The sequence below is a fragment of the Aurantimonas sp. genome, from assembly GCF_964217435.1.
GTDB classification, from domain to species: domain Bacteria; phylum Pseudomonadota; class Alphaproteobacteria; order Rhizobiales; family Rhizobiaceae; genus Aurantimonas; species Aurantimonas coralicida.
Window position 1 is genome coordinate 142,394 of record NZ_CAXPJM010000020.1, and the last position, 13,080, is coordinate 155,473.

The following is a 13,080-nucleotide window of genomic DNA, read 5'->3' on the forward strand; positions in this document are numbered from 1 at the left end:
GGCGGGACGCAAAACTCTTGTGATTCACGGGCTGCTTGTGAGTTTGAGAACAGACACGAAGGCGTGAGCATAGGCACAATTGCGGCGATTACATAGCCGCCGCGCACAGGCTTGTAGGCCCGGATGATGAACGCTTCCTGACGAGGGCAGGGCGTGTGTCAGCCGGCGGAAAAACGGTAGAGGCTGTGATGGCGATAGGTCTCGCCCGGCCGCAGGATCGCCCGGGGAAACTCGGGCCGATTGGGCGAATCCGGCCAGCCCTGCGGCTCCAGCGCCAGGGCCGAGCGGCTGCCGATCGGCACCCCGCCATGGCCCATGATCGAGCCATCCAGCTTGGCGCCGTCATAGACCTGCAAGCCGGGCTCGGTGGTGGAGAGCGCCAGGGTGATGCCGCTCGCCTCGCCCGCGAGCCGGGCGGCAAGGCGCGGCGCGGCCTCCGGCGCATCGGCCAGGCAGAAATTGTGGTCGAGCGGATCCGGGGCCTCGCCCACCAGCCGGCCGGCGCCGAAGTCGAACGGCGTGCCCGCCACCGGTGCAATCGCCCCGGTCGGAAGCGCCGCGGCGTCGATCGGCAGATAGCGATCCGCCGCCAGCGTCAGCCGGTGGCCGCGAATGTCGTCGCTGCCGTCGAGATTGAAGTAGAAATGCGTCGTCAGGTTCACCGGGGTCGGGCGATCGCTGGTCGCCTCGTAGCTCACCGACAGCGTCTGCTCCGGCAGGATCGCGAAGCGGGCGGTGATGTCGACGGTCCCGGGATAGCCCTCGTCGCCATCGGCCGACACGAGGCTCAGGGTCAGCGCGTCCGGGGTGCGCTCGACGATGGTCCAGATGCGGGTCGAGAAGCCCTTCGGGCCGCCATGCAGATGATTGGGCGGGTCGTTGCGGGCGAGCTGGGAGCCCCGGCCGTCGATGGTGAAGCGGCCTTCGCCGATCCGGTTGGCGAAGCGGCCGATGGTGGCGCCGAGATATTCGCGGTTGCCGGCCGTGTAATGCTCGGGGTCGGCGGCGCCGACGACCAGCGAATGGGCAAATCCGTCGAGGTGAACGGCCCGGACCGCTGCGCCGGCTGTCGCGATCTCGGCGCTGAGGCCGCTGCCGGCAATCGTCACGAACTCGCTTATCGGCATTGTCCCCTCCGCTGCCGCAAGCCGGCGATCGCGGAATAGGCAGTGCCGGGGCGCGCGTCAATCGAGCGCCCGCGTGGCAGCCGCGCGCCTAGCGCAGGCGTCGCAGCTTCTGGGTCAGGATATCGCCGGTGCGCGTCAAGGAACTCTGCAGGACCTGCAGTTCGTCCTGCGTCAGGGACTGGGCGAGATCGATCTCGAGCCGCTGCCAGACGTTCCGTACGGTCGCCTGCACCCGCTCGCCGTCCGGGGTCAGCTGCACCATCGTGCGGCGCGCATCGGCACTGTTGGCCGAGCGGGCGACGAGCCCCTTCTCGATCAACCGGTCCAGCATCTTGGACACCGTCGAGGGTCGCACCGAAAGCTGTTCGGCCAGCGCCGACACGCTAACCGGGGCAAGGGGATCGAGACGGTCGAGGAGCTGGTCCTGGCCGGGATGCAGTCCGATATCGGCAAGAAGCAGGGCGAGAAAGGCCCGGGTGGACTTGGCGATCGACAGGAGCGACGGCACGATCACCGGCGTCATCATCGTCGAAGGATCGGTGTGGACCGATGCTGTTGTCTGTGTGTTCGTATCCATGATCCCGGTTAACCGTTAGCCGAGGGCCGGTCCTTAAACTGCTATATTCTTCGCACGAAAAAGACAGCCATACATAGTATCCGCAAGGCTGGCAGTTCGTGGCGCGCGACGGGCGGCCGGCACGGCCCGAACGTTGCTGACGCGGGGTCCGCGGTGTTTGTCGAACGAGAAATTCCGCGATCGGTTCCCGGTGAACAATGGTCTCGCCGCGCCGAATCTGGCATCAGACCACAACCGGAGCGCGTCGTCGGTCGACGTGCGGCACAGAGGAGCGGGACGCATGCCCGACGTCAGGGTCATCTGCGCGATCGGCCGGAGCGGACAACTCGGCCTCGATGGCGGCATGCCGTGGGAGGGGCGTCCCGAACGCGTCTACACCGAGGATGTCGAGCGCTTTTTCGAGATCACCCGCGGTCATGTGCTGATCGCCGGGCCAAAGACCGTCGCGTCCTTCCCGGATTTCGCCCGCAAGGATCGCACCATCGTGGAAATCCGCTCGTCCGACGATCCGCAGACGGTGCTCGAGAGCTTCGGCGAGCGGGTGGTCTATATCGGCGGCGGCCCGGCGGTCTGGGACGTCTATGCGCGCTATGTGCGGCACTGGGACATCAACACGCTGCCCTATGACGGCGAGGCCGATACCTGGTTCGATCCGGCCTGGCTCCTGGCGGGCGGTACGACGCAGCGCTGAGGCGCGCGGCTCGGTTCAGCCGGGCAGCACCGCTCCGCGGTCGCGAGGATCGACCCCGCATTCTTCCGCGATGGCGGCGCAGAGCCCTTCCATCAGCGCCCGCAAGGGTGGGGCCGGCATGACCGGCGCCGGCGCATCGAGGCTGGCCGGCGCGATCAGGCGCAGGCTGTTGGTGAGGACGATCCGGCCCGCCGCGAGATCGGGGAGCGTCAGGGACCTTTCGACCGCCGACAAGCCGAAGGCACCGGCATTGACGAGAATCCAGCCCCGCACGATGCCGTCGAGGACGCCGTCGTCGCGTGGCGGCGTGACGATCTCGGTCCCCGCCAGGACGAAGACATTCGCCAGCGCCGAACAGGCGACACGGCCCGCCCCGTTGAGGAACAGCGCCTCGTCGGCGCCGGCCTGCCTCGCGGCATGGTTGGCAAGGACGCTGTCGAGATAGGCCAGCGATTTGACCCGCGCCGTCGGCGAGGTCTCGTTGCGGCGGATCTCAGAGACCTGAAGCCGCAGCGGGGCGAACATCATCGCGGGGGCGAGCGGCGCCGCAGTGCCGATCAGCGTCGGCTGCGGATCGGCGGGAAAGGCGAGGCCGCGTGCGCCGGGGCCGCGGGTCAGCGTCAGGCGGATCGCCCCGTCGCCGCGTCGCTCGGCCAGCGCCGTCATCGCCAGTTCCAGCGCCGCGCGGTCCGCGGGAATGGCGAGGCTGGCCGCGGCGGCCATCAGTCGGTCGAGATGGGCCTCCTGGCGAAACACCCTGCCGCCGAGAACCAGCGACGTGTCGAACACCCCGTCGGCAAGGGTCAGGCCGCGGTCGTTCGCGGCAACGGCGCCGGGCGCCGGCGCAAAGCCGCCGTCAATCCAGATCTCGTCCACGCCAACGCTCCGCAAGGGACAGGAAATTCTCGAAGATCCGTTCGCCGCGATCGGTCAAAACGGATTCGGGGTGGAACTGGATGCCCCAAGTCGGGTGCGTGTGGTGCGACAGGGCCATGATCTCGCCCTCGTCCGAGCGGGCGTCGATGGCGAGGTGTGCACGCATCGCCGGCGTTTCCTCGACGATCAGCGAATGATAGCGCCCGACCATTGTCGGTTGCGGCAATCCGTCGAAGAGGTTCGCCGCGCCATGGGCAATCCGCGAGGCACGGCCATGCATGGGCTTGAGGGCCCGGGTCACGGTGCCGCCGAAGACCTCGCCGATGACCTGATGGCCGAGGCAGACGCCGAGGATCGGCACGCGGCCGGACAATTGCCGCACCAGGTCGAGCGAGATGCCGGCCTCACGCGGCGAGCAGGGACCCGGCGAGATGATCACCGCCGAGGGTGCGAGCGCGTCGATCTCCTGCAGTGTGAGGGCATCGTTGCGCACGACCTCGATGGCGCCGCCCAGTCGTTCGAGATAGCGGGCGACGTTGAAGACGAAGCTGTCGTAATTGTCGACGACGAGGATCATCGCGGACCCTCCTTCGCACCGTTCCTATCGTCCGCGTCGAAGGCCGCGAAGACGCGGGTCGCCTTGGTGAAGGTCTCCTCGTATTCAGCCGCCGGGTCCGACAGGACGGTGATGCCGCCGCCGGCCGACAACCGCGCCGTGCCGGCCTCGAAGCTGACGGTGCGGATGGCGATGTTGAGGTCCATCGTCCCGTTGAAGCCGAGATAGCCGATGGCGCCGCAATAGGGGCCACGGGCGGTGTTCTCGATCTCGGTGATGATGTCCATGGCCCGGATCTTCGGCGCGCCGGTGATCGAGCCGCCCGGAAAGGTCGCGGCGATGAGGTCGACGGCGGTCCGACCGGGCCGAAGTGTTCCGGTCACCACCGAGACGAGGTGATGGACCGAGGCGTAGCTTTCGAGGCCGCACAGCACCGGCACCTCCACGGATTCGGCCGTGCAGACGCGCGAGATGTCGTTGCGCAGGAGATCGACGATCATGACGTTCTCGGCCCGGTCCTTCTCCGAGGCCAGCAGCGCCTCTGCCAAGGCGCGGTCTTCCTCCGGGTCGGCGGAGCGCTTCGCCGTGCCCTTGATCGGGCGGGTCTCCACCGTGTCGCCGTCGCGTTTCAGGAAGCGCTCCGGCGAGGAGGACGCGATGGCGAGGCTGTCATGCTCCAGATAGGCGCCGAAGGGCGCGGCATTGGTCCGGCGCAGCCGCAGATAGAGCGCGAAGGGATCGAAGGCGGCGGGGAGCCTGGCGGTGAAGGTCTGGGCGACATTGGCCTGGTAGATGTCGCCGGCCAGGATGTAGTCGCGCACCTTCTGGATCGCCGCCCGGTAGTCGTCGGCAAAGAAATTGGAGCGCCAGTCGAGGCCCCCCGGCCGGGCACCAGTACCCAGCGCCGGCGCCTCGGTCTCCAGCGCGGCACGGAAGCGTGCGATGCGCGCCCGGGCTGGCACGTCGTCGCTTTCGCCGGCCCGGCGCGCGCCGACCACGAAGGCGCGGTCGGCTTCGTGGTCGAAGGCGAGAACCGTGTCGTAGAGATCGAAGCGCAGGCTGGGCTTGGCCGGGTCGAGATCGGCCGGCGCGGCGAGCGTTTCCAGATGCCGGGCGAATTCGTAGCCGATGAAGCCGACGGCACCGCCCTGGAAGGGCGGCAGTTCGGGATGCGCTTCCTGGCGCTGCGCGGCAAGGACCGCGTCGAGCGCCGCAAGCGGCGGGCCGTCGAGGCGCTGTCCATCGAGCATCGCACCTTCGGCGTCCACCGTGAAGGCGGCGAAAGGGGCGGCGGCGACATAGGAATACCGCCCCAGCGTCGCGTGACGCATGGCGCTATCGAGAAACGCCAGGCCGCCGAGGGGCCTCAGCCGGGCCGCCGCGATCTGCGGCGCAAGGGGAGCGATCTCGTCATACACCATCCCCGGCAGATGCCCTGATCTCCGGGGCCCCGTCAAACCGGTTTCGCCGCCTCGGCCCGGCCGCCCTGTCCGGCTTCGGACCGGGCCACTGGCGCGGCAGCCCACCAGCGCCATCTATCCGGCCAGCTTGCCTCTGATTCGGAGATCCAGGATGCGATCCGCCCTTCTTCTGGTTGCCGTCCTTGCCGGCATTGCCGGCTGCAACAGCACCGCCCCCTATCCCAACGGCTCGCCCATCGTCGGCGCGCGGGTGTCGGCCAATGAGAACCCCCGCGGTTCCGATGCCTTCTGCCGCCAGTATGCCCGCCAGACCGCCGGCAACAGCTACGAGAACCGCATCGATCGCGGGGAGGACGGGTTCGGCGTGCGCGCGCTGACGCGCCAGCGGGCGCTCGACCAGGGCGAGGCCGCCTATCGCCGCTGCCGGGCCGGCCGCACGGACTGACGCCGGTCGCCGGCGTCCAGCCTGAATGGCGCGTGGTGGCCATCCGCCGCGCCCCTTGTGCATCGGTCGTTCTTGCGGCATCGCTGCGAGGAACCAGTGGCGGGGACAGGCGATGGCGTCCACCAGTGACGGCAGGACAATCGATGCGGATGTCGCGATCGTCGGCGCGGGCATCGTCGGCATCACCGCCGCCTTCGCCCTGCAGGAGCGCGGGCAAAAAGTCGTCCTGATCGAGCGGGGCGAGGTCGCCCACGGCGCCAGCTTCGGCAATGCCGGGGCCTTCGCGTTCAGCGATGTCATGCCGCTGGCCTCGCCGGGCATCCTGCGCAAGGCACCGCGCTGGTTGCTCGATCCGCTGGGCCCGTTGAGCGTGCCGCCGGCCTATCTGCCGACCATCGCGCCCTGGCTGTTCCGCTTCTGGCGCGCCAGCCGCCCCGCCGCCTTTGCGACCAGCTTCGCGGCGCAGGTGGCGATGATGGAGCTGGCGAGCACCGAGACCCGCCGGCTGATCACGGCGGCGGGGCTCGACGCAATGCTACGCTCCGACGGGGCGCTGGAACTCTACGAAAGCCGCACCGAGTTCGAGGCGTCGCTGGGGGCTTGGCGGGCGCGCGAGGCCGCCGGCATCGCCTGTCGCCATCTGGACGCCGCCGGCATCGCGCAATTGCAGCCGGGCCTGTCGCCGCGCTTCACCCACGGGACCTTCGTGCCCGGCTGGCAGTCGATCGCCGATCCCTATGATTATGCCAGGGCGCTGGCCGACCGCATCGTCGAGCGGGGCGGGCGGATCGTCCACGCCGAGCTGCGTGGCCTCGCGCCGGCCGGCGACACGGTATGCCTGAAGCTGGCGGACGGGTCGGACCTCCTGGCACGACACGCCATCGTCGCGGGTGGCGCATGGTCGAAGCCGCTGGCGGCCGCCCTCGGCGACACCCTGCCGCTGGAGACCGAGCGCGGCTACAACACCACGCTGCCGCCGGGCGCCTTCGACCTCAAGCGGCAGCTGACCTTCCCCGGCCATGGCTTCGTGGTTAGCCGGCTGACATCCGGCATCCGGGTGGGCGGCGCCGTGGAACTGGGCGGTCTGCACCGCCCGCCGGACTATCGTCGGTCGGCGACCATGCTGGAGAAGGCGATGCGCTTCCTGCCCGAACTCGACACCACGGGCGGCCGGCAGTGGATGGGGTTTCGGCCGTCCATGCCGGACTCGCTCCCGGTCATCGGTCCCGCGTCCGCGACCGACCGCGTGTTGTACGCCTTCGGCCACGGCCATCTCGGCCTGACCCAGTCGGCGGCGACGGCGCGCATTCTCGCCGATCTCGTCACCGGCACGCCGACGCCGATCAATCTCGCGGCCTTCTCGCCGCGCCGTTTCGCCTGACCTGCCACCGGAGATCCTCATGGCACGCCACAGCTTCTTCTGCCTCGACGGTCACACCTGCGGAAATCCCGTCCGCCTCGTCGCCGGCGGCGGCCCGTTCCTCGACGGGGCCACGATGATCGAGAAGCGGGCGCATTTCATGGCCGATTACGACTGGATCCGCACCGGGCTGATGTTCGAGCCGCGCGGCCACGACATGATGTCCGGCGCGATCCTCTATCCGCCGACCCGCGACGATTGCGACGTGGCCGTGCTCTACATCGAGACCTCCGGTTGCCTGCCCATGTGTGGCCACGGCACCATCGGCACCGTGACCATGGCGCTGGAGCACGGGCTCGTCCGGCCGAAGGAGCCCGGGATCCTGCGGCTCGACACGCCGGCCGGCGTCGTCACCTGCCGCTACCGCGAGGAAAACAGCTTCGTCGAGGAGGTCCGGCTGACAAATGTGCCGGCCTTCCTGCACGCCGCAGGCATCGCGGTGGACTGCCCCGGTCTCGGTCCGCTGACGGTCGACATCGCCTATGGCGGCAATTTCTACGCCATCGTCGATCCGCAGCCCAATTTCCGCGACATGTCCGACTTCACTGCCTCCCAGCTTGTCGCCCTGTCCGGCCCGCTGCGCGCAGCGCTGAACGACACCCATGAGTTCGTGCACCCGGACACCCCGGCGATCCGCGGCCTGCGCCATGTGCTGTGGGCCGGCGAGCCGACAATGGAGGGGGCCACGGCCCGCAACGCGGTGTTCTACGGCGACAAGGCGATCGACCGCAGCCCCTGCGGCACCGGCACCTCTGCGCGCATGGCGCAATGGGCGGCGAAGGGACGCCTCGCGCCGGGCGACGATTTTGTCCACGAGAGCATCATCGGTTCGCTGTTCCACGGCCGGGTCGAGGCCGCGGCCGAGATCGGCGGCAAGCCGGCGATCGTGCCGTCCATCGCCGGCTGGGCCCGGCTGACCGGTATCAACACGATCTTCATCGACGACCGCGACCCGTTCCAGCACGGTTTCCAGGTGCTGTAGGCTGAAGCGCCGCACGAAAAAGGCCGCCGGCGCGGATGCGCCGACGGCCCTGATATTGGCTTTGTCGCGGGATGCTTACGCGGCGGCCTTGTTGATGCCGCCGGTGGCGATCTGCGTCATCGTCTTGTCGCCGTGATAGGTGGCGTCCAGGCACTTCTGCAGCTTCTGCGCGTCGTCCTTCAGGTCGAGACGCTTGGCGAAGGCTTCGAGGCAGCCATAGCCGGCGATCGCGTAATGGGCCATGCGCTGATACTGGGTGATGATCATTGCGTCGCGGGCGTCGGGATCGGTGATGTCCTCCTCGATGCCGTGCGAGCGGGCTTCCTTGACGAGGCCTTCCATACCCTTGCAGAATTCGCCCGAGGGATCGGCGCCATGGGCGGCGATGATCTCTTTCAGCGTGGCGATGCCGTCCTCGATGCCGGCGACGCCGGCGTCCAGCGCGCTCTTCAGGTCGCCGTCGGTGGCGACGCCGGCGAGCTCGCGGGTGACCTTGGCGGACTGGTTGCAGGCGCTGTGAATGTCCTGCAGCTGGTCGATATAGATGTCCTTGAGATTGGCGAGAGCCATGATGCGTCCCTTCCGTCTTGATCCTGTGCGCCTTGGCGCTTCGGGACGGTAAAGGGCAAATGCAGGCCGGGTGTTCCATGACGGGAACCGGCGCGGCACTTGGTCCCGGCTGCCCGGACACCCCGCGCGGCTTTGACCACTTTCGGCGATGCGGATGACGGGCTAGACGGTAAGTCTCCGATTTCCTTTCAAGAATAGTTGAAGCCGATCATGGACCAGGCGACCCGTTCCAGTTTCGACCTCCGCCTGCCGGCTTTCGTGACCATGATGCGCGAGAGCCAGCGGCTGCGCCTGGCGACGCTGGTGCGGCTGCGCTGGCTCTCCGTCGCTGGCCAGACTGCGGCCTGCGTCTTCGTGGCCTGGGGACTGTGGTGGCCGTTTCCGATCGGCACCTGCCTTGCGCTGATCGCCGCCTCGGTGGCGCTGAACATCTATCTGTCGGTTAGCTTCCCGGCGAGCCGGCGGCTGTCCTCGACGGCGGCGGCCGGCGTGCTGACCTTCGACATCCTGCAGCCGACGGGCCTCCTGTTCCTCACCGGCGGCATCGAGAACCCGTTCACGGTGTTCCTTGTGGTGCCCTCGATCATCGCCTCGGCGACGCAGCCGCCGCTGACGACGGTGGGGGTGGGGCTCCTCGCGGTGGTCTGCACGACGGCGCTGGCCTTCTTCCACATGCCGGTGCCTTGGCCCCACGGCATGTCGCTGGAACTGCCGATCTCCTATGTCGGCGGCCTGTGGTTCGCCATCGTCACGACCCTCGTCTTCTCCTCGATCTACATCTACCGCGTGGCGGCGGAATCGCGGGCGCTCGCCGATGCGCTGAGCGCCACCGAACTCGTCCTGCAGCGCGAGCAGCATCTGTCGGCGCTCGACGGGCTGGCCGCTGCCGCCGCCCACGAGCTCGGCACCCCGCTCGCCACCATCGCCCTCGTCGCCAAGGAAATGGGCCGTTCGGTGCCGGCCGACGATCCGCAGCGCGAGGACGTGGATCTGCTGGTCGAGCAGTCGGAGCGCTGCCGCACGATCCTACGCCAGCTCAGCTCCCTGTCCTCGTCCAGCGAGACCCATCTGGCGCGTCTGTCGGTGATGTCGCTGATCGACGAGGTGGCCGAGCCGCACCGCAATTTCGGCGTCGCGCTGAAGGTCGAGACGGTCGAGCGCGATGGCGCCGAGCCGGTCGCCCGCCGCAATGCCGGCATCGTCTACGGCCTCGGCAACATCGTCGAGAACGCGGTGGACTTTGCCGATGGCGAGGTGATCATCCGCGCCGGCTGGAGCGAGAGCCAGGTCTATATCGAGGTGCTGGACGACGGGCCGGGCTTTGCGCCCGAAATCCTCGACCGGATCGGCGACCCCTACATGTCGGACCGCGATTCGACGGAGCGCAATACCGGCGGCGGTCTCGGCCTCGGCCTGTTCATCGCCAAGACGCTGCTCGAACGCTCCGGCGCCTCGATCAGCTTCGCCAACCGGGCAAGCCGTGGCCGCGTCGCCAATGGCGCGGTGGTGGTGATCTCCTGGCCGCGGGACGTCTTCCTGTCCAACCGGCCGGCCAACCGCGACTGACGCGGCGGCAGAGCCGAGGCGGCGAATGCCGGATGCGTACTTCGGTCGCATGCCGATTGCCGCTTCTGGCGGGTGCAAGCCGTTGAAGGCGTGTGCCCGGCGCTCCATTTCCCGGACAAAGGAAAGGAACGCCGATGTTGACCGAAACTGTAGGGACTGCTCCTGAGCGGTCGTTTCTGCCGCAAGGTGACCGATCGCTGCTTCTGGTCGATGACGACCGCCCGTTCCTGCAGCGCATGAGCCGGGCGCTCGAGCAGCGCGGCTTCGATGTGGTGACCGCCGAGAGCGTCGAGGAAGGGCTCGCCGCCCTGAAACGCTCGGCACCGGCCTGCGCCGTCGTCGACATGCGGCTGGCCGATGGCAACGGGCTCGACGTGATCGAGGCGCTGCAGCGGGCGCGCGAGGATGCCCGGGTGGTGGTGCTGACCGGCTATGGCAACATCGCCACCGCCGTCACCGCCGTGAAGCTCGGCGCCATCGACTATCTCGCCAAGCCTGCCGATGCCGACGAAGTGATCGCTGCACTCAGCCGCAAGGCGGGCGACCGCGCCGCGCCGCCGGAGAACCCGATGTCGGCCGACCGGGTCCGCTGGGAGCATATCCAGCGCGTCTACGAATTGTGCGATCGCAACGTCTCCGAGACTGCCCGCCGGCTGTCGATGCACCGCCGGACCCTGCAGCGGATCCTCGCCAAGCGCGCGCCGCGCTGAGCCCGCATCCAGCGGCGGCGGTCAGTCCGCATCCGTCTCGCCGGCCAGCCCGGTCATGAACGGATTGGCCGCCCATTCCGCCTGTACCAGGCGGTCGGCGGCCAGCCGCGCGAAACGCAGCGTCATCGCCTTGCGCGTCGCCGGCGCGATCCTGTCTTCCGGCGCCTCGCGCAGGATTTCTGCGCCATAGCCATCCGACACGATCAGCCCGCAGCTTTCGGGAAAGATGTCCGCCGGCACGCCGGGATGGGTGGCGAAGAACAGCCGGTCGCAATGCTGCAGATAGTCCGGCCATTTCCGGTCCACCCGGAAATCCTCGATCGAGGTCTTGATCTCGATAATGGTGATCTCGCCCTTTTCCGACAGGCAGACGAGGTCGGCCCGGCGGCCGGACGCCAGCGCCATTTCCGGCAGCAGCGACACCTTGCGCGCCAGCATCAGGCGCTGCACGCCCCGGCGCACCATCATGGCACGCTCGGACTGGCGACCGTCGACCAGCGGGTCGACGCGGAAGGGGGATATGATCGGCATGATCGAGACCTAGCCGAGCCGCGATGCTCTCGGCAAGCGAAAACGCGAACAAACCAGAAACGCGGCGGGACGTCGCAGTCGCGCGCCGCGGTACCGATACGCCGACGATGCGAAGGCGTGGCTCAGCGGCTGGTGCGGTCCCCGGAGATCTCCTCGAGGATCGGGCAGTCCGGGCCGTCGTCGCCGTGGCAGCGCTCGCTGAGGTCGGCGAGGGCGCGTTTCAGCGATTGCAGCTCGGCGATCTTGCGGTCGATCTCGGCCATGCGGGAACTGGCCATGGACTTCACGTCCTCGCTGCGCCGCCCCTCGTCCTGGTAGAGCGAGATCAGCCGCCGCGCTTCCTCGATGGTGAAGCCGAGCGAGCGCGAGCGCTGGAGGAACCGCAGGAGATGCACATCGCGATCGCCGTAATTGCGATAGCCGTTGATGGCCCGGGAGGGTTTGACCAGCCCGACTTCCTCGTAATAGCGGATCGTCTTGGGGGGGAGGCCGGACAGCCGGGCCGCCTCTCCGATGTTCATCAAAAAGCCCTCGTAGCTCAGGTTGCGAACGTCCCAGAGTGCGCCTGAGATGTCGCGGCGACCGCCGCCGTCAACTGTCACCAAGCGGCAACAAAGCCTTCGTTAACCAACGCCGTGCTTCCATCTCGTATTGCCTGACGGATGGACGCGGACTAACGAGGAGACGGCTACAGATGGTCGGCGCTCCTCCGGTGCGCGGTTCGTTCGGCGAACTGATCCCATCCCACCCCGAACATGGCATTTTCGATGACGAGCAAACGTTCCCTTCTCCTTGGTGCTGCGGTCCTCTCGCTGGCCGTGGCTGCCGGTTGCGCGAGCAACCAGCGCGCATCGTTGGCGCCGTCCGGGGTCTCCGCCTACACCGCACCGACCAACCTGCCGAACGAAGGCAGCCTCGGCGCCACCTCGGCGCTCGGCTATTCGGCCGTCGTCGATGATGGCTACGCGCTGCCGGCGATTCCGACCGAGAAGATCGATCCGCAGTATCTGCGCCAGCGCGTGTCCTTCCCGGAAGGCCGCGAATACGAGCTGGGCACCGTCGTGGTCGATACGCCGAACCGCTTCCTTTACGTGGTCGAGGCCGACGGCATGGCGATGCGCTACGGCATCGGTGTCGGCCGCGCCGGCTTCTCTTGGGCGGGCGACGCCAACATCCGCGCCAAGCGCTCCTGGCCGAAATGGTTTCCGCCGGCCGAGATGATCGACCGCAAGCCGGACCTTGAGCCCTATCGCGACGGCATGGAGCCCGGCCTGACCAACCCGCTCGGCGCCCGTGCGCTGTATCTCTACCAGAACGGCAAGGACACGCTGTTCCGCCTGCACGGCACGCCGGAATGGTGGACCATCGGGACCGCCGCCTCGTCGGGCTGCATCCGTCTGATGAACCAGGACATCATCGACCTGTACGAGCGCGTTCCGATGGATGCGCGCGTCGTGGTCAAGCAGGGCAAGGAGCGCCTCGCCGCTCGCTGAGCAGAGGCGCTGTCTCCGGCGATCCGTCGCCGGGCACCAGTTTACAGGGCGGGGGACCGCCAGGGCCGGATGCTTCGGGGGAGGCGTCCGGCCTTTTTTTGTCCTGCGCTATCGA

At 68.3% G+C, this 13,080-nt stretch carries 15 protein-coding genes; 7 read left to right on the plus strand and 8 right to left on the minus strand.

Annotation, left to right across the window (positions count from 1 at the left end; genetic code table 11):
- Window positions 1–158: 158 nt before the first annotated feature.
- Entirely contained in the window at window positions 159–1,127 is a 969-nt protein-coding gene (locus ACEQX1_RS09055) for an aldose epimerase family protein (protein WP_370192413.1), read from the minus strand.
- An 88-nt stretch (window positions 1,128–1,215) separates the two neighbouring features.
- Window positions 1,216–1,704, minus strand: a complete 489-nt coding sequence (locus tag ACEQX1_RS09060) for a MarR family winged helix-turn-helix transcriptional regulator (protein ID WP_029702777.1) — start codon at window positions 1,702–1,704, stop codon at window positions 1,216–1,218.
- A gap of 280 nt (window positions 1,705–1,984) precedes the next feature.
- Between ACEQX1_RS09060 and ACEQX1_RS09065 the strand changes: the two genes are divergently transcribed.
- Window positions 1,985–2,395 (plus strand): dihydrofolate reductase, encoded by a 411-nt coding sequence (locus ACEQX1_RS09065; RefSeq protein WP_370192415.1) that lies wholly within the window; start codon window positions 1,985–1,987, stop codon window positions 2,393–2,395.
- Between the two features lie 15 nt (window positions 2,396–2,410).
- On the opposite strand, the gene ACEQX1_RS09070 is transcribed toward ACEQX1_RS09065, so the two are convergent.
- Genes ACEQX1_RS09070 through pabB form a run of 3 tightly spaced genes read right to left on the minus strand, consistent with a single transcriptional unit; the run spans window position 2,411 to window position 5,248 of the window.
- The gene (locus tag ACEQX1_RS09070) at window positions 2,411–3,271 is read right to left on the minus strand and encodes an aminotransferase class IV (RefSeq protein WP_370192416.1); all 861 of its coding nucleotides are present in this window, start codon (window positions 3,269–3,271) and stop codon (window positions 2,411–2,413) included.
- Window positions 3,252–3,848 (minus strand): aminodeoxychorismate/anthranilate synthase component II, encoded by a 597-nt coding sequence (locus ACEQX1_RS09075; RefSeq protein WP_370192418.1) that lies wholly within the window; start codon window positions 3,846–3,848, stop codon window positions 3,252–3,254. Before ACEQX1_RS09075 ends, ACEQX1_RS09070 begins: the two co-directional genes overlap by 20 nt.
- Window positions 3,845–5,248, minus strand: coding sequence for an aminodeoxychorismate synthase component I (pabB, locus tag ACEQX1_RS09080; RefSeq protein ID WP_370192419.1), 1,404 nt, complete (start codon window positions 5,246–5,248; stop codon window positions 3,845–3,847). The genes ACEQX1_RS09075 and pabB overlap by 4 nt, the downstream gene beginning before the upstream one ends.
- 151 nt (window positions 5,249–5,399) lie before the next feature.
- Here pabB and ACEQX1_RS09085 point away from each other — a divergent pair, with 151 nt between their 5' ends.
- The 3 genes from ACEQX1_RS09085 to ACEQX1_RS09095 all read left to right on the plus strand — a co-directional run bounded on the left by ACEQX1_RS09085 (window position 5,400) and on the right by ACEQX1_RS09095 (window position 8,095).
- Window positions 5,400–5,693 (plus strand): hypothetical protein, encoded by a 294-nt coding sequence (locus ACEQX1_RS09085; RefSeq protein ID WP_370192420.1) that lies wholly within the window; start codon window positions 5,400–5,402, stop codon window positions 5,691–5,693.
- A gap of 112 nt (window positions 5,694–5,805) precedes the next feature.
- Window positions 5,806–7,074 carry an NAD(P)/FAD-dependent oxidoreductase gene (locus ACEQX1_RS09090; protein WP_370196747.1) on the plus strand — a complete coding sequence of 423 codons (1,269 nt, stop codon included), beginning with the start codon at window positions 5,806–5,808 and terminating at the stop codon, window positions 7,072–7,074.
- 19 nt (window positions 7,075–7,093) lie between these two features.
- Entirely contained in the window at window positions 7,094–8,095 is a 1,002-nt protein-coding gene (locus ACEQX1_RS09095; protein ID WP_370196748.1) for a 4-hydroxyproline epimerase, read from the plus strand.
- Between the two features lie 75 nt (window positions 8,096–8,170).
- Here ACEQX1_RS09095 and ACEQX1_RS09100 read toward each other — a convergent pair whose 3' ends face one another.
- Window positions 8,171–8,665 (minus strand): ferritin-like domain-containing protein, encoded by a 495-nt coding sequence (locus tag ACEQX1_RS09100; RefSeq protein ID WP_370192424.1) that lies wholly within the window; start codon window positions 8,663–8,665, stop codon window positions 8,171–8,173.
- Between the two features lie 210 nt (window positions 8,666–8,875).
- Between ACEQX1_RS09100 and ACEQX1_RS09105 the strand changes: the two genes are divergently transcribed.
- Both ACEQX1_RS09105 and ACEQX1_RS09110 read left to right on the plus strand, forming a co-directional pair.
- Window positions 8,876–10,231: an ActS/PrrB/RegB family redox-sensitive histidine kinase gene (locus ACEQX1_RS09105; RefSeq protein WP_370196749.1), complete on the plus strand. Its 1,356-nt coding sequence runs from the start codon at window positions 8,876–8,878 to the stop codon at window positions 10,229–10,231.
- A 134-nt stretch (window positions 10,232–10,365) separates the two neighbouring features.
- Window positions 10,366–10,941 (plus strand): ActR/PrrA/RegA family redox response regulator transcription factor, encoded by a 576-nt coding sequence (locus ACEQX1_RS09110; RefSeq protein ID WP_188075200.1) that lies wholly within the window; start codon window positions 10,366–10,368, stop codon window positions 10,939–10,941.
- Between the two features lie 21 nt (window positions 10,942–10,962).
- On the opposite strand, the gene ACEQX1_RS09115 is transcribed toward ACEQX1_RS09110, so the two are convergent.
- Both ACEQX1_RS09115 and cueR read right to left on the minus strand, forming a co-directional pair.
- Window positions 10,963–11,472, minus strand: coding sequence for an MmcB family DNA repair protein (locus ACEQX1_RS09115; RefSeq protein ID WP_370196750.1), 510 nt, complete (start codon window positions 11,470–11,472; stop codon window positions 10,963–10,965).
- A gap of 122 nt (window positions 11,473–11,594) precedes the next feature.
- Window positions 11,595–11,993, minus strand: a complete 399-nt coding sequence (gene cueR / locus ACEQX1_RS09120) for a Cu(I)-responsive transcriptional regulator (RefSeq protein WP_188075198.1) — start codon at window positions 11,991–11,993, stop codon at window positions 11,595–11,597.
- Window positions 11,994–12,239: 246 nt separating this feature from the next.
- On the opposite strand from cueR, the gene ACEQX1_RS09125 reads away from it, so the two are divergent.
- Window positions 12,240–12,965 carry a L,D-transpeptidase gene (locus tag ACEQX1_RS09125; RefSeq protein WP_370196751.1) on the plus strand — a complete coding sequence of 242 codons (726 nt, stop codon included), beginning with the start codon at window positions 12,240–12,242 and terminating at the stop codon, window positions 12,963–12,965.
- Window positions 12,966–13,080 lie beyond the last annotated feature (115 nt).

What these genes read in the sequence shown, in the direction of transcription:
- ACEQX1_RS09115 (WP_370196750.1), bottom strand. Translation starts at nt 11,472, where the DNA reads ATGCCGATCATATCCCCCTTCCGCGTCGACCCGCTGGTCGACGGTCGC.
- ACEQX1_RS09100 (WP_370192424.1), bottom strand. Translation starts at nt 8,665, where the DNA reads ATGGCTCTCGCCAATCTCAAGGACATCTATATCGACCAGCTGCAGGAC.
- ACEQX1_RS09075 (WP_370192418.1), bottom strand. Translation starts at nt 3,848, where the DNA reads ATGATCCTCGTCGTCGACAATTACGACAGCTTCGTCTTCAACGTCGCC.
- ACEQX1_RS09065 (WP_370192415.1), top strand. Translation starts at nt 1,985, where the DNA reads ATGCCCGACGTCAGGGTCATCTGCGCGATCGGCCGGAGCGGACAACTC.
- ACEQX1_RS09085 (WP_370192420.1), top strand. Translation starts at nt 5,400, where the DNA reads ATGCGATCCGCCCTTCTTCTGGTTGCCGTCCTTGCCGGCATTGCCGGC.
- pabB (WP_370192419.1), bottom strand. Translation starts at nt 5,248, where the DNA reads ATGGTGTATGACGAGATCGCTCCCCTTGCGCCGCAGATCGCGGCGGCC.
- ACEQX1_RS09055 (WP_370192413.1), bottom strand. Translation starts at nt 1,127, where the DNA reads ATGCCGATAAGCGAGTTCGTGACGATTGCCGGCAGCGGCCTCAGCGCC.
- ACEQX1_RS09095 (WP_370196748.1), top strand. Translation starts at nt 7,094, where the DNA reads ATGGCACGCCACAGCTTCTTCTGCCTCGACGGTCACACCTGCGGAAAT.
- ACEQX1_RS09060 (WP_029702777.1), bottom strand. Translation starts at nt 1,704, where the DNA reads ATGGATACGAACACACAGACAACAGCATCGGTCCACACCGATCCTTCG.
- ACEQX1_RS09090 (WP_370196747.1), top strand. Translation starts at nt 5,806, where the DNA reads ATGGCGTCCACCAGTGACGGCAGGACAATCGATGCGGATGTCGCGATC.
- cueR (WP_188075198.1), bottom strand. Translation starts at nt 11,993, where the DNA reads ATGAACATCGGAGAGGCGGCCCGGCTGTCCGGCCTCCCCCCCAAGACG.
- ACEQX1_RS09105 (WP_370196749.1), top strand. Translation starts at nt 8,876, where the DNA reads ATGGACCAGGCGACCCGTTCCAGTTTCGACCTCCGCCTGCCGGCTTTC.
- ACEQX1_RS09110 (WP_188075200.1), top strand. Translation starts at nt 10,366, where the DNA reads ATGTTGACCGAAACTGTAGGGACTGCTCCTGAGCGGTCGTTTCTGCCG.
- ACEQX1_RS09125 (WP_370196751.1), top strand. Translation starts at nt 12,240, where the DNA reads ATGACGAGCAAACGTTCCCTTCTCCTTGGTGCTGCGGTCCTCTCGCTG.